Raw genomic sequence first — 19,700 nt, forward strand, 5'->3', positions numbered from 1 at the left:
AATACGCTCGGTCAACCAACGATTTTTAGAAACCTACTTTCGCCTTCCGGAACAATTCCGGTCATTGGAACCAGTTTTACGTGAACGTTTCCGCAAGAAGCTGGCGCGAGGTAAGGTGGAATGTGCGCTACGTTTTACCGCGAACGATGCTGCTGTAACCAAGCTAAGCTTAAACGAAGAGTTGGCGAAACAAGTGCTTCACGCCGCTGACTGGGTGCAATCCCATGGCCAATCCACGGGGGTTAACCCACTAGACGTTTTGCGCTGGCCTGGGGTAATTGCAGCGGAAGAAGCCGATATGGACGCCATCCACGCTGACGTAATGGCCGCGTTCGACCAAGCTGTTAACGATTTTATCAGTGCCCGCGCTACCGAAGGTGAAGCCCTTAAAGGTATGATTACGCAGCGCCTTGACGCTATAGAAGTGGAAGCTGAAAAAGTAGCCGCGCGTATGCCTGAAATCATGGTGTGGCAGCGAGAAAAAGTGCAAACCCGCTTTGAAGAAGCAAAGGTTGAACTTGATGCAGGCCGTTTTGAACAAGAAATGATCATGCTGGCGCAAAAAGTAGACGTGGCAGAAGAGTTAGACCGTCTGAATGCTCACGTTAAGGAAACCCGTAATATCCTTAAAAAGGGTGGAGCAGTAGGCCGCCGTCTTGATTTCATGATGCAGGAGTTTAACCGCGAATCAAACACGTTAGGCTCAAAGTCTATCAGCACCGACATCACACAATCGGCGGTTGAACTTAAAGTCCTGATTGAGCAGATGCGCGAGCAAATTCAGAATATTGAGTAACATTCCACAATCTTGCACATTGCATTATTTCACTTTAAAAACATGAATTTATCCATCCATACTTGTAACATTATGAAAAAACTGTTGCACAATGTTGCATTTAAAAGTTGACAGAAAAGTTTTGATTTTAGCGAGTTTTTGATAAATTGAGCTTTCTGTCCACTTTTAGGATAAGACATATGAAGGATAGTGAGTTAAGAAAATTTGTAAGAGCAGAAGTAGCAAAAGGCAAAGCCAGCAGAAAGCGCATTGAGAAAAATTTATACATTAGGATCACCCAGCAACTTACTCCGTTTTTCGTTTTTATAAAACGCACAGGAGAGAAACAAAAGCTCATTACTATTGGCAGATATGGTAACGCCGCAGACGAAGTTACCCTAGCTCAAGCACGGGATCGCGCCGCTGAACTTAGATTGAAATTCAGGCAAGGTTTAGACCCTCATGCCGATAATTTAAACGAGAAACAAAATCCGCTTAAGACGTTTGATGACCTTGCTAATAATTGGCTCTTAAACGAATGTAGCCGCCTTGAAAACCCACAAATTCCAGAACGCATCTATAAAAAGGAGATCAAACCCCATATTGGCGGAATGAAAATAGATGTGATTTCAGGCCTGAATATTCAAAATATCCTTCAGAAAGTAGTTCAATCAGGAAGAGCATCCATTGCAAATGACACGTTACTGCACCTTAAGCAAATTTTCTCCCATGGTATTCGTTTAGGAGTCACAAACAGTAATCCTGCATCTGCCTTTACTAACAAACAAGCTGGAGGTCAGGAGGTATCGCGGGAACGACATCTTGACTTGGAAGAGATTGAAAAAGCATTTGCTGTATTCAGGTGCAACAGCAAACATTTTGTGTATGAAAACTATATTGCCGCGGCTATTTTACTTTTAACTGGCGTACGCAAAACGGAGCTAACGCAAGCACCTTGGATTGAGTTTAACATGGACACAATTGAACAGGACGGAGGGTTAATTTGGAAGTTGCCCAAAGAAAGGGCAAAAAATAAAATGGCCATAGACATTCCAATTCCAGATTTATTAGTCCCTTATTTTAAGTTATTAAAAGCCTTAAGTTTTGGCTCTAAATATGTTTTCCCAAGTCGAAGAGCAGGCAAAAAAGGGCATATTAGTGACGACACGCTAAACCATGCTCTAACGAACTTATTCGGTAAAAAGACAGGTAAAAAAGAAAGCACCACTGGTAATGTCTTGGGTCAAGCTGGGATTAAGTACTTTGTCATTCACGACCTAAGACGTACTTGCAGGACATTGTTATCAAGTCTTAGAGTTGATAACGACGTAGCGGAAAAATGTTTGAATCATAAAGTCAAAGGCGTCAGAGGTGTTTACGATCAGCACGATTACTTCAAAGAGCGTAAAGAAGCACTTAAAAAACTGGCAGAGAGAGTTTTTCCTTTAATCGAAAATCCTGAAATCACATCACAAATATAAAGGTTATAGCCCACTAAAACCTATCTTCGATAGGTGTGGGTTTGCTTCCGCAAAAAATAGTTGCTCAAAAAAACGTTCTTCCGAAATTTTGATATAGGATAATGGTAACCAATAAATATTAAAGGAAACAAGGAAGATGTTTTTACTAAGTGAAATGGAATTGAGGTCGCAATTAAAAAATATGGATCGCGACAGCATTTTTAGAATGCTTTTAAAACACCTTGAACGTTGTGAAACTAGGTTACGTTATTTTGAGGTGACAAAGAGCGAAGTATACAAATGTAGGTTTACTCACGCTGAACTTCAATGGCTAAAAAAATTGACAGCTGCATTTTCAGAGGAAAGTGATTCAAACGATATTATTAAAACAATTGCACTTGTTTCAGAAGATAAATTAACTAAAACTCTTGGGTCGCTTGAACTTAGCCCTCGTGAGGTTGATAAGGTGACTTCTTATTACGGTGCAATGAAAATCGCAAGTAATCCAAAAGTCACTGTAATGGAGTTAGAAAATATAGCCATTGATTGTGCCCTCCTTTCGAGATGTAGACTTTGTGTATCCTCTCATATAACCGGTGATAAGTTGGAAGGTATGAAATTCAGAGGCTGTCTTGAAAATAACAAGATAAGCGAGCCTGTATTTGGCGAGTGCTCACTGTTTATTAGCAGGAGGGCTCCTGATGAACAGCATACACCGTAAAGCCTTCGTAGGGGTTAAGGCATACTATTACAAACAAAAGGCCGCTGAGGCAGTTTTAGATCACGCGCATTCTCAGCGAAATGGATTTACAAAATCGGTAAATGTTGAGACATCTCTCAGCCATAACAATATCGGCTTTTATTATCATGGAGCAAAATCGTCCGCCGAGGCGCTGAGGCTAATGTGTGAGAAGCACAAGGAGGTCACCGGAAAGAAGGTTCGTTCAGACAATAATGTATTGTTTGAACATGTAGTATTCTTGAGTGAATATCAAATTGCCAGGCTAGAAAAAAAGTACGGACAAGAAAAGGTAAGAAAGGCAATTATGCTTCGGCTTAAGTACTACGCTGAATCTGTAAAGAATGAGTTTGGCTTTGAACCTCTGGGTATCGATCTTCACCAGGACGAGGGGCGATTTGAGGAAGGGCGCTTTGTCAGAAATTATCATGCGCACGTTCAATTTATGAACTACTCCTTTGAAAAGCGTATGGCTCCGCTGCGTCACATGATGAAAAAGGGAAAAAACCAAGATGGCCGTACAAATTCTTCCAACCCAAACTTCGAAAGATTGCAGGATCTCGTACATAGGCCATTTGCCAGCCTTGGTTTTTCGAGAGGTGAACCCAAGAGTATTACAGGTAGAGAACACCTAACTAAGGAAGAGTTTGTAAAAAACAAACGAAAAGAGCTAATCACACAAGTGAAAACACTTGCGCAAAAAGACAAAGAACTGAAAAACACTATCAAAAATCAGAGTACAGAAACCAAAGTCTTGCAAGAACAAATTATACAACAACGCTCTGAGCTATCTTGGCTACAACAACATGTTGAACAGTTAAGACAATTGCGCATAGAAATGGCAGAAGCTATCAAAACCAAAAGCAAACATATTCTGCGCAGCCTACTGAGAAAAACGGACTTATCGGCAGGTAGTCACGCAAAGCACCAACTCAAATGACGACCTCATCTCAACCTAATCCACATCAATCATTTTGTTATGTAGCCAGCATTTTTTAGTTTAGCCATTCAACCCGTTCATAATTTAAATTTAAAATAGACAACTCGACCTAATTAACATAGATTTAAAACGATTATAGACGACTCTAAAGCTAAAATTACGGTTTAAAAAATATGATCTCCGAGCCTTGGGTTACTGCTCTCGAAGTAGCAAAACATTTAGGAGTTGCCAAAGATACGGTCTACCGTTGGCGAGAACACAAAGGCTTACCAGCGCATAAAATTGGGCGCCTTTGGAAATTTCAGCTTTCAGAGGTTGATGGATGGGTACGCGCTGGCGGTCCGGATGATGACAATGTAGAAGAACTAAAGGGCTAGCAAGGAATGCTATAAATATGAGTAAAACCGAAGCACAAACCCGTTCCGAACTCATCGACCATCAACTTGCATTGGCAGGCTGGAATATCCAAGACCCAACTCAAGTGGTTGAAGAGTTCGACATTGTCACCTCATTGCCCGAAGGTGTGGCGGAGCCACGTACCAAATTCGAAGGGTACCAATTCAGTGACTATGTATTACTAGGAAAAGATGGCAAACCGTTGGCTGTAGTTGAGGCCAAGAAAACCGCTAAAGATGCAGCTATCGGTCGCGAGCAAGCTAAGCAATATTGTTACAACATTCAAAGACAACTCGGTTGCGAGCTACCGTTTTGCTTTTACACCAATGGCCACGAACTCTATTTTTGGGATTTAGAAAACGCTCCACCGCGCAAAGTCGTCGGTTTTCCGACCCGTGATGACTTAGAGCGCTTCGCTTACATCCGCCGCAACCGCAAGCCGCTTACACAGGAATTCATCAATACTTCGATTGCCGGACGCGATTACCAAATCCGCGCCATTCGCTCCGTGCTCGAAGGCATAGAGCAAAAAAAACGCGATTTTCTACTGGTAATGGCCACCGGAACCGGTAAAACCCGCACCTGCATTGCACTCACTGATGCACTGATGCGTGCAGACCACGCCGAGAAGGTCTTATTTCTGGTAGATCGAATCGCGCTACGCGAACAAGCGCTGGTCGCCTTCAAAGAACACATGCCCAACGAACCTCGTTGGCCCAATGTGGGTGAAAAGCTAATCGCCAAAGACCGTCGTGTTTATATAGCCACCTACCCAACCATGCTCAATATCATCCGCGATGAGTCACAACATCTCTCACCGCACTTTTTCGATTTTATCGTAGTCGATGAAAGTCACCGCTCCATCTACAACACCTTTGGTGAAGTGCTAGATTATTTCAAAACCATCACCATGGGTCTAACGGCCACACCTACCAACATTATTGACCATAATACCTTTGAGCTTTTTCACTGTGAAGATGGCATCCCCACCTTCGCTTACACCTACGAAGAAGCCGTTAACAACGTGCCGCCCTATCTCTGCAATTTTCAGGTAATGAAAATCCAGACCAAATTCCAAATGGATGGTATAAGCAAGCGTACTATTTCACTGGAAGACCAGAAAAAGCTTATCTTACAGGGCAAAGAAATCGAAGACATCAACTTCGAAGGCACGCAGCTAGAAAAGCAAGTGATCAACAAGGGCACCAACACCCTGATCGTGCGGGAGTTCATGGAAGAGGCCATTAAAGATATCAACGGTGTTCTACCCGGTAAGACAATATTCTTCTGCGCCACCAAAGCCCACGCTCGTCGTATTGAAGAAATTTTCGACAAACTTTATCCGCAATACCATGGAGAACTGGCCAAAGTACTGGTATCGGATGACCCACGTGTTTACGGCAAAGGCGGGCTGCTCGATCAGTTCACCAATAATGACATGCCGCGCATTGCCATCAGTGTGGATATGCTCGATACCGGCATCGACGTGCGCGAAATTGTTAACCTTGTGTTTGCCAAACCGGTGTATTCCTACACCAAGTTCTGGCAAATGGTGGGCCGTGGTACCCGTTTACTTGAAACGAGTAAACCCAAGCCCTGGTGCCTGGAAAAAGACGTGTTTTTGATTCTCGACTGCTGGGATAACTTCGAATACTTCAAGCTCAACCCCAAAGGCAAAGAACTCAAACCCCTGTTATCGCTGCCCGTTAAGCTCGTTGGATTGCGGCTGGATAAAATCGAAGCCGCTAGCGACACCGGTAATACTGATACCGCAGCGCGTGAAGTGGTAAAACTACGCAACCAAATTGCCGCCTTGCCGCAAAATTCTGTGGTAATCAAAGAAGCTGCCGCACAACTGGCACGCCTTGACGATGACAACTTCTGGCTAACACTTTACCACGACAAGCTTGAATTTTTACGGGCTGAAATCAACCCACTGTTTCGCACCGTTTCCGAAGCCGACTTCAAAGCCATGCGTTTTGAGCGTGATGTGCTGGAATACACCTTAGCCGTTCTGCAAGAAGAAAAAGAACGGGCCGAAACCCTAAAAGAAGGCATTGTCGAGCAAATCAGTGAGCTGCCATTATCCGTTCCGTTTGTAAAACTTGAAGAGGAATTGATTCGCTCCGCGCAAACACCGCTTTATTGGAGCAAGGCCGACGAGGATAGTTTTGACGATATGGTGGCCAAACTCGGCCCGTTAATGAAATTTCGTGAGCAAAATACTGGGCAGGAACAAATCCATCTCGATTTAATGGACGAACTGCACAAAAAAGAATGGGTGGAATTTGGCCCGCAAAACGAAGCAGTGAGCGTAAGCCGCTATCGGGAAATGGTAGAGAATTTGATCGCCGAACTCACCGAGCATAACCCGATACTGCAAAAGCTAAAAAACGGCAAGCCGGTCAACAGTGATGAGGCAGAACAATTAGCCGAACTGCTGCATGAAGAACACCCCCACATTACCGAAAACTTGCTACGTCAAGTGTATAGAAACCGTAAAGCACGCTTTATTCAGTTTATTCGCCATATTCTGGGTATAGAAGTGTTAAAAAGCTTCCCCGACGAAGTAAGTGCCGCCTTTGACCAGTTTATACGCGCCCATACCACGCTCAACAGCCGCCAGTTGGAATTCTTAAACCTGCTGAAAAGCTTCATTATTGAGCGCGAAAAAGTCGAGAAAAAAGATTTAATCAATGCACCCTTTACGGTGATCCATCCGCAAGGGATACGCGGGGTATTCAACCCCGCCGAAATCAACGAAATTCTGCAGCTAGCCCAAACGCTAGCCGCTTAAAAAGGTAAACCATGCTACAAAACAACCCCGAACTCAAAAGCAAAATCGACCAGCTGTGGAATAAATTCTGGAGCGGTGGCATCAGCAACCCGCTCACTGCCATCGAACAGATCACCTATCTGCTGTTTATGAAGCGCCTCGATGAGCTGGATTTAAAACGCCAGGCCGATGCCGAGTGGACAGAAGAAGCCTACACCTCAAAATTCGACGGGATGTGGGTGCCGCCTGAATTTCGCACCAAGTTACAGGGTAATGAAACAGCCGTAGAACTAATGGATATTCGCGCCCAAGACGAACGCCAATATGGTTTACCTAAACAAAGCCTGCGCTGGAGTGAATTCAAACGCATGAAGGCCGAAGACATGCTGCAGCATGTGCAAGGCAAAGTTTTCCCGTTTTTAAAAGACTTAAACGGTGCGGAAAGTAACTTTACCCACCATATGAAAAACGCCGTGTTTATCATTCCTAAACCGTCACTGTTGGTCGAAGCGGTTAAAACCATTGACGAAATCTTTGCGGTAATGGAACACGACTCACAAGAGAAAGGTCAGGCTTTCCAGGATATTCAGGGCGATGTCTATGAGTTTTTACTGTCTGAAATTGCTACTGCCGGTAAAAACGGCCAGTTCCGCACTCCGCGTCACATTATTAAACTACTGGCCGATTTGGTGCAGCCTCAACTGGGCCATAAAATTGCCGACCCAGCCTGTGGCTCCGGTGGCTTTTTACTGGGTGCCTACCAATACATAGTGACTGATCTAGCCAAAAAAGCTGGTACCACCGACATCAAGCCTGATGAAGATGGTTTTGTGCGTACTTCCGTCGCTGCGGCGCTAACCGAACAAGCCCAAGCCATTTTAAGCGCCTCATTGTGGGGTTACGACATCGACAGCACTATGGTGCGTTTAGGTTTAATGAACCTGATGATGCATGGCATCGACGAACCCAATATCGATTACAAAGATACACTCAGCAAAAGTTATACCCAGGAAGCCGAATACGACATCATCATGGCCAACCCGCCCTTTACAGGCAGTATCGACAAGGGCGACATCAACGAAAACCTGCAACTGGCCACCACCAAATCAGAATTACTGTTTGTTGAAAATATCTATCGCCTCCTGAAAAAAGGCGGCACCGCCGGCGTGATTGTGCCACAAGGCGTGTTGTTTGGTTCCGGTAAAGCCTTTAAGGATTTGCGCAAAATATTAGTCGAGCGCTGTGACTTAAAAGCCGTGATTACCCTGCCCAGCGGCGTGTTTAAACCCTATGCCGGAGTCAGCACCGCGATTTTGTTATTTACCAAAGTCTGGGGACCAAAAGACAAAGTCACCCAACCCGCCACCGACAACGTCTGGTTTTACGAAACGGCCGCCGATGGCTATTCACTGGATGACAAGCGCAGCAAGCAAGAAGGTCATGGTGACCTGCAAGACATTATTCAAAAATACCATGCCCGAAATCCTGAAGTTGATACAGACCGCACGGCTAAGTATTTTATGGTGCCGCGCAGCGAGATCGAAGCTGAAGGCTATGACCTGTCGTTAAGCCGTTACAAAGAAGATGTATTTGAAGAGATACACTACGATGCGCCCGGCGTGATTCTGGATCGGTTGATTCAGGCCGAAGTGGGTGAGGCAGATTTGGCAAATGTGCAGGGTGGCATTGTACGGGAGTTGTTGGCGTTAAAGGAGATGTTGGGATGAGACAGGAAAAACTGTCTAGCCTATTAGACATTTCCATAGGACGCACACCATCACGAAACAGACCAGAATATTGGGGCAAAGGGCATCCATGGGTTTCAATTCGAGACCTAAATTCAAAAACAGTCACTGACACAAAAGAACAGATAACCGACATCGGAATTAAAGAAGCCAGGTGCAAACTCGTAAAAAAAGGCACGTTACTTTTTAGCTTCAAATTGACCATTGGAAAGATGGCGTTTGCTGGTTGCGATCTATTTACAAATGAAGCCATTGCAGCCTTTTCAATCAAAGATGAGGACAAGCTGAATCCAGAATTTCTCTACTTCGCATTGCAGTCAGCAACCTATGGTGGTTCAAATCAGGCTGTAATGGGCAAAACACTAAATTCAAAGTCTTTGGCAGAAATCGAAATCCCGCTTCCGCCCCTCAACGACCAAATCCGCATTGCCTATCTGCTCGGTAAAGTGGAAGGGCTGATTGCCCAACGCAAACAACACCTGCAACAACTCGACGACCTGCTCAAAAGCGTGTTTTTGGATATGTTTGGTGATCCTGTGAGGAATGAGAAGGGATGGGAGTATACAGAACTGGATGGATATATTACCCACCTTACAAGCGGTGGGCGTGGTTGGTCAAAATATTACTCAGATTCGGGAAAAAGATTTATTCGTTCCCTAGATGTTCAGATGAACCATATTGGTATGGATGATATTGCTTATGTAAATCCTCCTTCTAATGCTGAAGCTGACAGAACAAGGGTTCAAAGTGGTGACGTGCTCTTAACCATTACTGGCTCAAAAATTGGCAGAGTATGCTCCGTTCCAGAAAACTTTGAGGAAGCATTCATAAGCCAGCATGTATCAATAATTAGAACCAAAGGTCTTAATCCTGTTTTCCTATCATATTATCTGTCAGCTGAGCACTCCGGGCAAATACAGATTAAAAAACAGCAGTATGGACAAGCGAAGCCCGGCCTAAACCTAACTCAGATAAGAAACTTTCAGATACCTTTGGTAGACATAGAGGTTCAAAATCTATTCGCCGTAATTTTTGACAAAGTCGAAGCGCTTAAATCCCGCTATCAACAAAGCCTAGGCGATCTGGAATCCCTTTACGGCGCGCTCAGTCAACAAGCCTTTAAAGGCGAGCTGGATTTATCGCGGGTACCCTTGCCGGAAAATGCAGATGCTAGCGACGATAGCGAAAATCTAGAAACAGAAAATGAAGCCGGTACAGAGCTGCAACAGACTTCATTCGAGCCTTTATTACTTAGTGGTTTCGATGAATATCCGATGTCAAACCCGGAGGGACGTAAGGCTTTACTGAGCCAGATTTTCGAGCACTTTTTAAACGAGAAAGCCCCCAATGACAGTTTTAAGATTGATGAATTTTGGCAAAGGGCACATTTCAGTAGTGTGGATTACATGGATGAAGATTCTGTTCCTTTTGGTCAGCAAGAACAGGACTTTGACGCGCTAAAGACCTGGGTATTTGAAGCGCTGCAGTCCAACAGGCTAGAACAGATTTTTAATGATAAAAATAACCGCGTTGAGTTGAGAATGTTAGCCGAAAAGGGCATCCAGCTTTGAAATTACTGCGCCTGAAAATCACTGACCCCAAAGGCTTTCGCAGCCTGCCCTGCGACTTCGAACATCACTTTCGCACAGAGTGGACCTTGCAGGAGGAACTGGAAAGCAACGAAGGTTTTACGCCTTTTGTGTGCGCAGGCCCCAATGGCAGTGGCAAATCCAATCTGCTGGAGGTACTGGGCGCAATTTTTTACCATATGGAATGTCTGTATCTGGAAAACCTGCCGGAGAGTTTTGCATACGACGAAGAGAGCAACCCCCATGGCTTTCAGGGAACAAGTGCGATCCCAGATGGTTTTGAACTGGAGTACCTCACTAGTCCTTTACCCGAATGGGCAGTAACCGGCTATGGAGAAATGGCTCGGGTATGCGTTAAAAAAGCACCGGGTCTTGCCCCTGTATGGTGGCTGATGAATCATGAAGATGCCGAACAACCGACTGAGCTGACTTTGGGCAGAACTTATGCTCGCCAGTTGCTGCCGGATTTTGTTTTGGGGTATTCCTCGGGCGAAAACGAGATTTTAAGCCTGCCGTTTTTTAAAATGCGTTTTATCCAGCTGGATGAATACTGGAATGCATTAAGCCAGCAACTCCCTTACCCTGGTTACCCGGAAACGCGCATGGCGTATCTGGATAACAGTTTTAGTCAGGCCATATTGCTGTGTAATTTTTTGTTTCAGGACGATGATACTCTGCAACCCTTTCGCGAAGATGTGGGTATTGAAGCGTTAAAAGAATTTCGCATTGTCCTGCGCCGCACTATTGAATTATCCCCAGAACAACTCGACAGCTTTGTCAGTGACAACGAAAGCAAACCGCAAACACTGGAAAGTATCATCAAAGATCATCCGGCATTGAACGCCGAATTGGATGAGCTGGGAAACATACGTTATCGCCTGAATCTTTTGCAACTATTAGAGGGGGATGAAAAGTCATCCAGACTGGTTAGCGCGCTTAAGCGCTGTGCAACACTTAGTTTTGAGGACGATGCCAACGATAGTTTGATATTGGATTACTGGGTTAATAAAGCGACCAAAGAAGCATTTAGAGAAAACTTTAGTTACAATCCATTATCGCTGTTTCAAGCTTTTCAGGTATTACTCACCCTGAATTTGTACACTGTAAGCGATTCGCTGAAAGCTGATGTTTACCAAAGCAAAAGCCACTACGTCAGCGAGACCATACCGACCCTGGCATCGGACCAACGTATTATGCGGTTTAAGTTTGTGCGTTTTAGCAAAGAAGGTTGCGACGAACCTTTAATGCTCAAAGAATTATCCGATGGCGAGCATCAACTTTTACATAGCCTTGGCCTGTGTCTGCTGTTTCGCAACACTAATAGCCTGTTTTTACTGGATGAGCCGGAGACCCACTTTAACCCCGATTGGCGCGCTAACTTTATCAGCCGTTTAAGGCAGTGTTTTCCGAAAGATGGTAGCGCCAGCCAGGAAATGCTGATTACCACCCATACACCCTTCCTAATCTCTGACAGCAAACCAACCAAGGTGTTGGTTTTCAGCAAAGATACGAACACGGGAGAAGTCAGTATCAGCCACCCCGACTACAACACCCTCGGCGCATCGATTAACAAAATTACTATGAGTACCTTCGGTAAACGCGAAACCATTGGCGCTTATGCTCAGGGTATTTTAGATGACCTACGCCTTCGCTTCGAAAAAGGCGACGAGGATAATGAAGCGCTAATCGATGAGATACATAAACAACTGGGCGACTCGGTTGAAAAGCTGCTTTTGCTAAAAGCTATTATCGCCAGTGAAGACGACAACATCGAAGAAGACAGTTAATAAGGACATCACAATGCTGTTTGCCTACACCTATGTACCGCATCAGATGGAAAAGATGCAGGAGTTCATAGACTTCATCTTTGATGAAGTGTGGTGTAATGCACCGTCTAACGGCCCTTTCGGCTTAAATCTTTTCGATGCAAAACCCGAGTTAAAGGAAGTCATGGAAGCCTTTTTTTACTCTGATGCAGCTGGCGCAGACTTTTTCTATGGCCATGTTGAGCGTATCCACGACCTATTTGCCACGTTAAATGCAGCAGATATTGCACAATTTCAATCCTGGTTCCGGGGAAACAATGACGTACAAAAAGTTTGCGAAAAAGACCCAGCTATACAGCTTGCTCGCTACGCTGACATACCAATAAACCATGCCGATCTGGCAGCTCAGCTTGGTGGTTTTTTCAAAGGGTTGTACTCGCAGAATCTTTTAGACCTTGCAGCATTGCGAGCTAAAATTGGCGACATTGACGATCATTTCCAAACTTTTGTGCAAATTAACAAAATCGGCAAATGCCCTTTTTGCGGTATTAATGATTTATTTGGTGAGTATCACAGTAAACGCGAAGCCTACGATCATTATTTACCTAAAGCCATTTACCCGTTTAATTCGATCAATTTCAAAAATCTGGCTCCGGCTTGTCATCAATGCAACAGCAGTTATAAAACCAGCAAAGACCCGGCCTATACACCTAAAGACCCAACCCGAGCCGTAAATCGGCGCGCTGTGTTTTACCCTTATACTACATCTCCTCACGCGCTCGACATTCACGTTGCTCTACTTACGTCAGACATCGAAAAGCTCACACCCGCAGACATGAACCTGACGTTCGGCCCAGCCGCAATAAACGAACAAATTGAAAGCTGGAAAGACGTCTATGGAATCGAAGAACGCTACAAAGCCAAACTCTGCACGGAAAGTGATGGAAAAGCTTGGCTTGCGCAGGTATTTGATGAGTGGAAAGAGTTGGGGCGCGATCCAACAGATTTCTTGCAGTCGTTAGCGCTCAATGCGCGAAATCGGCCATTCACTGACTGCAATTTTCTCAAGAAGCCTTTTCTTGAGGCCTGCCAGGTCACAGGTCTTTTTGATGAACTCCCTTAACCGCCAGTATTATCTGGAAAGGAAGTTACATAACCAATAACAATAACCCCGCCTATAAAAGGCGGGGTTATTGTTATTGGTTATTACGTACGTGTTAAGCCGCGATTGGTGATTCATGAGTTACTAGGCGGATTACAACTTCTGCTCCTGTTTTTTCCGATGTTATTAACCCACCATCAGCCAAATGTTTCTTAGCTCTGCTTACTCGCATACCAAGGGATTTGACCTTACCCACTTTGGAAATGACAATTTCTTGAATTTGTTTAAGTGACAATTCACCATTATTAACTTTAAGTAATTCAAGAATCCACTCCGCGTCCTTCTCACACTGACTGGGGTTTTTCTTTTGACTGTCCGTGGACTCACCACTTAAGTGAACAACCTTATTTGAGTGGACACACAATGTTTTAACAAAATTTCCTTCTTCGTCAGTTGCATCAATTTCGACCTCACTCAAAGCTAATTCCCAACGATACCTTGTAGAGGCTTCTTTCATCTTGTGTAACCTGACAGTAGTCAGGTTTTCCTTTGAGCTGGCATTGCGCTTCACTGCAATCATAAAGTCAAGATTACCTTCTATCGTTGAGCTTCCTCGAAAATCATCTGAATCTTTTTTGGTGTGATGCACATTGATGACTGTGCAGTTCACTTGAGTGGCGATACTTCTGCATTGATTTAAGTATTTTGACACTTCACCAGCATCATTTTCCCTGGCTCCATTTGCACACTGCGACATCGTGTCAAAAACGACCAATGCAATATATTTGTTCTGCCTTTCGCATTCAGCTTTGATATCGTCGATCAAAGCTTGGCGTTGATGATCAGATGTGGGAAACACTGTATGAGGAACCACAATAAGATTATTCCCAACAGTTGTCTTGTTCTCAAGCTCCCAGGCTCTGATACGTTTAGCAATCCCTGAGCCCCCTTCAGCTGCAACCAAATATACAATTCCTTGCTTGGTAGGCTTTCCGCAGTAATCTAAACCCGCAGCAACCCGACAGCACTTGTCGATCAGGAAAAATGTTTTAAAACTCTGGCTTCGCCCGTAAATTAAGCCAACAGAAGAAGCTGGCACCATGTGTTTCACAAGCCAAGGAAGTACATGCATGTATCCATCAGAGCCATAAGACTTCTTGATTCTGAATTGTTCAATGCCATCATTCGCATCTGACCAATTATGATCAATTTTTTTTGCGTTTTTGTCAGTCTTTTCTCGAAGTTTCATAATGCCTCCTTAGCACCGTTGCGTTCCATAAAGTTGTCAATTTGTGCTTGTGTCCAGCGAGGCGAGCGTGGTCCAAGCAAGACCGCTTTAGGCAGTCTTCCGTCTCCCACCCAGCGATGAATTGTTGACCGATTTACCTGAAAAATCTGGCAAAGATTGTTTGTTGTAAGTAGCACATCGAGAGTCATATTTTCCTCCTTTCACTCTTCTTGCGCTAAAAATAATATGCTGGAAAAATCTGAAAAAAAACCTTTAAAATCCGATTACTATACTGACAAAAAAATTTCTAAAACATTAAAGTTAAAGGGTTTTTAACTTTTTCGTTGTAACTTTTCACTTTTTTGTTGTAGCTTTTAAAGCTAACAAAATAAAATACCTAATGAATCCAGATACTTCATAAAAATGGAATTAAAAAACAGATCATCTATAACAAAAAGTGATAAAAAATTTGAAGTTTTTTAATTATTTTTGCCCTCTTTGCTGGAGGCCGACAACCGAAAACAAAAGGTTCTGCCCAATCCATAGACAACCTAATGGAGCTAAAGAATACAAAAAGAGAAGGAGACAACTAGAACGGGCGGCATTTCTAAATGGATGGAGCCACCCCACCAATGATATTTTTAACTCACTTATTTCTAAGGTCATTGCTCCCAAATCCGTTAACCGGTCTATAACGGATAGTTCAATTAACAGAGTGGATGATGACTCACTTTCAAGAATCTCAACAATATGCGCTTCGAATTATCAAGAATGCTTTCGTTTAATCAGCGCAGTAAATACAAAACGATTTAAGAGTATTGATGAGTGGGGAGGAGCAGTCATACGTGTGATTGATAAATCGGCAAACGAAGCCACTGTCAATGACTGGAAAAAAAATTGCAGTGAATGTACTCCTTCGAACAAACGCTTACTTCTAATTCATTTGTTTGCCAGGATTGAAACTGAAAAAACAGCCTTACCTGAGCCTGCAAAAAAGGGCCCCCTGATTGGTACAATTAGTGTAAATCAAGAAGTGTTAATCGCCTTATTAAAGGCTTACGATGATCAGCAGCAGTTGAAGACAAAAATAAACTTAGCGGCCTTGGCCAAACGACATGGTTTAACCAGGCAAACTATGCATGCAAAATGGATTATGCTACTTAAAAATCCAGAAGTGTACAGAAAAGCAATTAAGATGCAAAAAAATCAACAAAAAACAAAATAAGACTATGATTTATTTTACTTTAATTTTATCACTCAATATTAAAATTCAGAATATTGAGTAATTAAAAGCAGACTCAAACTCATTCAATAATTAACACCAAACCCAGCTTTCTAGCTGGGTTTGATACTTCTGTAGGGCGTTTGGTAGCTCGTCGGTTACGAGCTGCTTGAGTCACTGTTGACGCGCTACCTGCCGCCAACATCTAACGCTTCTAATAACTCATTTCAGATACTGTGTTAAGAAGGCCTCATGCGAGGGGAGTTTAGCCACGTGATTATCCACTTGCTGCTTTAATCCTGCCATAAACTGCTTAAGTGACTGTTCACTCATCTCATCGGCAACACGATGATACTGGCTAGGTGTCATGCCTTGGCCCATTAATACTTGGGTCCAGGAATCAACACGGAAAATATCTCCGTCATCTAAAAACACACGGCCAGACTCGGCAAATAAAGCCAATTTATGCTCAAGTGACGGCGGAATCTCCATGCGCTGGCATTGCTGCCAAAAGGGGCTGTCCTCGCGCTGTGTCACCTTGTAATGCATAACAATAAAATCGAGTATGGCCGACATTTCGCTATCAAACTTATTATTGTATTCGTCGATTGCGCTTTGGGTTATGCCATCGAAGGGGAATAGGCGCATTAAGCGTATAAGGCCAGTCATGATTAGATGGATGCTGGTCGACTCTAAAGGCTCAATAAAGCCACTGGATAGCCCTAGCGCCACGCAGTTTTTATTCCAACCACGCCTGCGTTTTCCAGGAGTAAAACGAATCACTCTCGGCTCATTAATGGGCGCGCCTGTCACCTGCGATTTAAGTGTATTGATGGCGTCTTCATCGTTCATAAATCGGCTACAAAATACCAATCCATTACCCATTCGTTCTTGAAGTGGTATCTGCCAGCGCCAGCCCGCCTTATGGGCCACGCTTTTGGTGTATGGCACGGGTGGGGCAGTAAGCTCAGTTTGCATGGCCACCGCACTATCGCAAAAAAGATAGTGTCGCCAATCGTCGTAACCGGTGTGAAGAGCTTGTTCAATAAGCAGTCCTTTAAAGCCTGTACAGTCTATGAAAAAGTCGCCATCTATGACTTCATCGCTTGCTAATCGAAGGGACTGGATGTTGCCTGATTGCGGGCATACTACGACCTTTTCTATATCTCCTTCCTTGTGATTTACCCCAGCATCACACGCTAGAGACTTTAAAAATCGACCGTAAGCAACGGCATCAAAATGATAGGCAAAGTTAAGCGGCATGGCTTCTGATGTGGCGAACTTGCTCTGTTTAGCGGCAATAAGTTCCGGGCAATAATCACCAAATTCACCACCAAATCCGTATTCTTTAGCCCTCAGCCAAAAATGGTGAAACTCGCCAGCCCAACACTCTCTTCCGGTTATACCAAAAGAATGAATATAGCTGTGACCTTGTTCACGCCAATTTTCAAACTCAATACCCAGTTTGAACGTGGCTTGTGTGGCACGCATAAATGCTTTTTCGTCGATGCCAAGCAACTTGTGAAATGTTCTAATAGGCGGAATAGTCGCCTCGCCCACACCTACAATACCAATATCTTTCGACTCGACTAACGTAACGTTTATTGACTTACCCAAAAGCCGTGACAGCGCTGTGGCCGCCATCCATCCCGCAGTACCGCCACCCGCAATGACTACGTTCTTAACGGGCGTTTGATTTTTACTGCTATCTAAACCCGATACGGTCATTAGAGGTGTCCTTTTTATCTGAAGTATTTTTTATGTCATTACAACTCGAAGCTGAAGCGTGCTTGTTCTTTTCACGTTGAGCATGCGAGGGCACGTGTTGTTTTTCGTTGCTGTAGCGCTTTGCAATATCATTGAGCAAAACTCTGTTAGACGGCAATCCCTGCAGATAAGCGTTTTTAGTTTGTTGTAAGGTTTCGCGAATGTGAACTGCTTTACGCTTATGCTCTTCATTTAGCCGTAAAGGCGATGTAGAAGAAGAAAAGCCCATTCCATACAGTACATACTGATAGCTAGCAGAGGGGAAAATCTCTTCGTTCTCGATAAGATCTAAGCGTGAAGGGCTTTGATACTTCCACAGTTCAAGCAATTCAGCGAGGGAATCGGGTATGGACGCCTTATCTCTTTGCGCTAACCAATACGGCTCTTCTCTATCGCTTAAAGCATAATGTAGTTTTAGAAAGTCGATAACGCGCTGCCAGCGATATGCAAAGCGCGAGTTGTAGCGCTTACTGACTATTTCCATGTGTGCTTTGTTTTGCGGAAAAGCCTCACAGAGCATACGTAAGCCAAGCTCGACCATAGCAATGGCTGATGCTTCAAGCGGTTCAACAAACCCCGAAGACATACCTAAGCTCAAACAGTTTTTTACCCAAAACTGTGATCTATAGCCAGGCTCAAAGGAGAGTGTACGAAAAGAAAGCTCTGCATCTTGTGCACTAGGGTAACGTTCACGAACGTAGTCAATCAGCACCTGCTTTGCTTGATCTTCGTTTGTGAATTGAGAAGAGTAAACTAGGCCTACACCTCGGCGGTGCTGCAACGCAATATCCCACGTCCACCCACAGGTTTGTGCAGTGGCCACTGTGGTACTTTTTATTTCAGCATCTTCGTTTGAATAAGGCACTTGAAGCGCAACGGCGCGATCGTTGAGCATTGTGCGCTTAACCGGTACCCAGGGAATAGTAAAGTGTTCCTTGATAAGCAAGCCCCTGCTGCCAGAGCAGTCGATAAATAGATCGCCAACTATTTTTTCCCCGTCCTTTGTTGATACGCTTTCAATATCCCCGTTTTGATGAGAGTGAACACTGTCAACATGACCAACGACGTGAGCGACATTTAACTTGTCTACGCAATGATTTTTTAACAGCTCAGCAAGCTTTGTGGCGTCGAAATGGTAACCGTAATTGAGCACATGGGCGTAGTCCGGCGTAGCAATTTGCTTGGGCGCCTTGCCTGCGGCACACATGGCGGCTTGTAACGAAAACGCATCTTCGTATGACGTATTGGGAGCGAGTTCTTGCCAGCAAGTATGAATATCAAGTTCGTTGTACCCTGTTGGAACGGTAAATGGATGATGATAGGAGTGCCCGCCTTTACGCCAATTAACAAAGCTGGAGCCTTGCTTGAAAGCGCCCTGACACAGGGTTAAGAATTCAGTTTCACTAATGCCGATATCAAGAAGGGTGTCGCGCAGTGATGGCCAAGAGCCTTCACCAACACCTATGGAGGGAATATTAGGAGATTCGATAAGGGTAATGGTGTGTTTCGCGCTTAGTTTTGCGGCTAGCACTCCAGCAGCAAGCCATCCTGCGGTGCCGCCACCGACAATAACGACCCTGTGCATATTGCCATGACTGTCTTTATCACTCATACGCTAAAACCACGATAATTTCCAAAGCACTACCACTAAATTATTTAATCTGATTACTGTTTACTATTCACACAGCACTATGACAAAAAAACCCGCTAAAGCGCAACCCTAAGCGCTTTAGCGGGTAAACACACCCCAATCTTTAGAATGTATATCTGGCGCTTAACGCATATCTTGCGCCATATTCATCTAAGTTCCACAGCATAGCGCTGGTTCTTCCATGTCGGCGAATATTCTCTTCCGTGATATTGATACCTTCAAAGGCCACCGTTAAGTCTTCGGTTATGTCGTAGGAAATACTCAAATCAATTTGTGAGTACGCTTCGGTATAACCCGGCTCATTGATGTACTGAGAAGTAGTGTCTAAGAACTTGTCTCGCCAGTTGTATGCAATACGTGCCTGTAAGGCATCTTTTTCGTACATTAATACAAGGTTTGCAGTATCACTTAAGCCGACCAATGCGAATTGTGTAATAGAAGGGTTCGCATTGTTATCAAAACCGATATCCCCAGTAACCGTTGTATAGTTTGCCTGTACACCAAAGCCACTATCACCAAAGAAGTGCTGTGCAGCTAGCTCGAA

General features: G+C 44.1%; 16 protein-coding genes. 11 read left to right on the forward strand and 5 right to left on the reverse strand.

All coding sequences use genetic code 11. From position 1 onward, the window contains the following. The 10 genes from QVA83_RS20930 to QVA83_RS20975 form a co-directional block, all read left to right on the forward strand. Positions 1-796 (forward strand): YicC/YloC family endoribonuclease (locus QVA83_RS20930; RefSeq protein WP_287498917.1); only part of this gene is annotated, 796 nt, incomplete at its 5' end. A 179-nt stretch (positions 797-975) separates the two neighbouring features. Then, positions 976-2,256 carry a tyrosine-type recombinase/integrase gene (locus QVA83_RS20935; protein ID WP_287498918.1) on the forward strand — a complete coding sequence of 427 codons (1,281 nt, stop codon included), beginning with the start codon at positions 976-978 and terminating at the stop codon, positions 2,254-2,256. A 136-nt stretch (positions 2,257-2,392) separates the two neighbouring features. Beyond that, the gene (locus tag QVA83_RS20940) at positions 2,393-2,956 is read left to right on the forward strand and encodes a hypothetical protein (RefSeq protein WP_287498919.1); all 564 of its coding nucleotides are present in this window, start codon (positions 2,393-2,395) and stop codon (positions 2,954-2,956) included. Further along, positions 2,937-3,914, forward strand: a complete 978-nt coding sequence (locus QVA83_RS20945) for a plasmid recombination protein (RefSeq protein ID WP_287498920.1) — start codon at positions 2,937-2,939, stop codon at positions 3,912-3,914. The genes QVA83_RS20940 and QVA83_RS20945 overlap by 20 nt, the downstream gene beginning before the upstream one ends. 173 nt (positions 3,915-4,087) lie before the next feature. After that, positions 4,088-4,291: a helix-turn-helix domain-containing protein gene (locus QVA83_RS20950; RefSeq protein WP_287498921.1), complete on the forward strand. Its 204-nt coding sequence runs from the start codon at positions 4,088-4,090 to the stop codon at positions 4,289-4,291. A 17-nt stretch (positions 4,292-4,308) separates the two neighbouring features. After that, entirely contained in the window at positions 4,309-7,107 is a 2,799-nt protein-coding gene (locus QVA83_RS20955; protein WP_287498922.1) for a DEAD/DEAH box helicase family protein, read from the forward strand. A gap of 11 nt (positions 7,108-7,118) precedes the next feature. Further along, on the forward strand, positions 7,119-8,813 hold the full coding sequence (locus QVA83_RS20960; protein ID WP_287498923.1) for a type I restriction-modification system subunit M: 1,695 nt from the start codon (positions 7,119-7,121) through the stop codon (positions 8,811-8,813). Further along, a complete protein-coding gene (locus QVA83_RS20965) occupies positions 8,810-10,402 on the forward strand; it encodes a restriction endonuclease subunit S (protein ID WP_287498924.1) in 1,593 nt (530 codons plus the stop codon). The genes QVA83_RS20960 and QVA83_RS20965 overlap by 4 nt, the downstream gene beginning before the upstream one ends. Further along, positions 10,399-12,207, forward strand: a complete 1,809-nt coding sequence (locus QVA83_RS20970; RefSeq protein ID WP_287498925.1) for a restriction system-associated AAA family ATPase — start codon at positions 10,399-10,401, stop codon at positions 12,205-12,207. Before QVA83_RS20965 ends, QVA83_RS20970 begins: the two co-directional genes overlap by 4 nt. A gap of 13 nt (positions 12,208-12,220) precedes the next feature. After that, a complete protein-coding gene (locus QVA83_RS20975) occupies positions 12,221-13,309 on the forward strand; it encodes an HNH endonuclease (protein WP_287498926.1) in 1,089 nt (362 codons plus the stop codon). A gap of 94 nt (positions 13,310-13,403) precedes the next feature. On the opposite strand, the gene QVA83_RS20980 is transcribed toward QVA83_RS20975, so the two are convergent. Together QVA83_RS20980 and QVA83_RS20985 are read right to left on the reverse strand one after the other, a co-directional pair. After that, positions 13,404-14,537, reverse strand: a complete 1,134-nt coding sequence (locus QVA83_RS20980; RefSeq protein ID WP_287498927.1) for an AAA family ATPase — start codon at positions 14,535-14,537, stop codon at positions 13,404-13,406. Next, positions 14,534-14,725: a helix-turn-helix transcriptional regulator gene (locus QVA83_RS20985; protein WP_287498928.1), complete on the reverse strand. Its 192-nt coding sequence runs from the start codon at positions 14,723-14,725 to the stop codon at positions 14,534-14,536. Before QVA83_RS20985 ends, QVA83_RS20980 begins: the two co-directional genes overlap by 4 nt. A gap of 260 nt (positions 14,726-14,985) precedes the next feature. Here QVA83_RS20985 and QVA83_RS20990 point away from each other — a divergent pair, with 260 nt between their 5' ends. Next, on the forward strand, positions 14,986-15,741 hold the full coding sequence (locus QVA83_RS20990) for a hypothetical protein (protein ID WP_287498929.1): 756 nt from the start codon (positions 14,986-14,988) through the stop codon (positions 15,739-15,741). Between the two features lie 219 nt (positions 15,742-15,960). Here QVA83_RS20990 and QVA83_RS20995 read toward each other — a convergent pair whose 3' ends face one another. The 3 genes from QVA83_RS20995 to QVA83_RS21005 all read right to left on the reverse strand — a co-directional run. Next, positions 15,961-17,466 (reverse strand): tryptophan halogenase family protein, encoded by a 1,506-nt coding sequence (locus QVA83_RS20995; RefSeq protein ID WP_278346357.1) that lies wholly within the window; start codon positions 17,464-17,466, stop codon positions 15,961-15,963. Beyond that, positions 17,444-19,117, reverse strand: coding sequence for a tryptophan halogenase family protein (locus QVA83_RS21000; protein WP_287498930.1), 1,674 nt, complete (start codon positions 19,115-19,117; stop codon positions 17,444-17,446). Before QVA83_RS21000 ends, QVA83_RS20995 begins: the two co-directional genes overlap by 23 nt. A gap of 142 nt (positions 19,118-19,259) precedes the next feature. Further along, the coding region (locus QVA83_RS21005) for a TonB-dependent receptor domain-containing protein (protein WP_287498931.1) at positions 19,260-19,700 on the reverse strand (441 nt) is incomplete at its 5' end.

This window comes from Alteromonas sp. AO-Serp, assembly GCF_017849675.1.
Classification (GTDB): domain Bacteria; phylum Pseudomonadota; class Gammaproteobacteria; order Enterobacterales; family Alteromonadaceae; genus Alteromonas; species Alteromonas macleodii.

Coding starts and splice junctions, on each gene's coding strand:
- QVA83_RS20965 (WP_287498924.1), top strand. CDS start 8,810: ATGAGACAGGAAAAACTGTCTAGCCTATTAGACATTTCCATAGGACGC.
- QVA83_RS20940 (WP_287498919.1), top strand. CDS start 2,393: ATGTTTTTACTAAGTGAAATGGAATTGAGGTCGCAATTAAAAAATATG.
- QVA83_RS20960 (WP_287498923.1), top strand. CDS start 7,119: ATGCTACAAAACAACCCCGAACTCAAAAGCAAAATCGACCAGCTGTGG.
- QVA83_RS20945 (WP_287498920.1), top strand. CDS start 2,937: ATGAACAGCATACACCGTAAAGCCTTCGTAGGGGTTAAGGCATACTAT.
- QVA83_RS20980 (WP_287498927.1), bottom strand. CDS start 14,537: ATGAAACTTCGAGAAAAGACTGACAAAAACGCAAAAAAAATTGATCAT.
- QVA83_RS20985 (WP_287498928.1), bottom strand. CDS start 14,725: ATGACTCTCGATGTGCTACTTACAACAAACAATCTTTGCCAGATTTTT.
- QVA83_RS21000 (WP_287498930.1), bottom strand. CDS start 19,117: ATGAGTGATAAAGACAGTCATGGCAATATGCACAGGGTCGTTATTGTC.
- QVA83_RS20995 (WP_278346357.1), bottom strand. CDS start 17,466: ATGACCGTATCGGGTTTAGATAGCAGTAAAAATCAAACGCCCGTTAAG.
- QVA83_RS20955 (WP_287498922.1), top strand. CDS start 4,309: ATGAGTAAAACCGAAGCACAAACCCGTTCCGAACTCATCGACCATCAA.
- QVA83_RS20935 (WP_287498918.1), top strand. CDS start 976: ATGAAGGATAGTGAGTTAAGAAAATTTGTAAGAGCAGAAGTAGCAAAA.
- QVA83_RS20975 (WP_287498926.1), top strand. CDS start 12,221: ATGCTGTTTGCCTACACCTATGTACCGCATCAGATGGAAAAGATGCAG.
- QVA83_RS20950 (WP_287498921.1), top strand. CDS start 4,088: ATGATCTCCGAGCCTTGGGTTACTGCTCTCGAAGTAGCAAAACATTTA.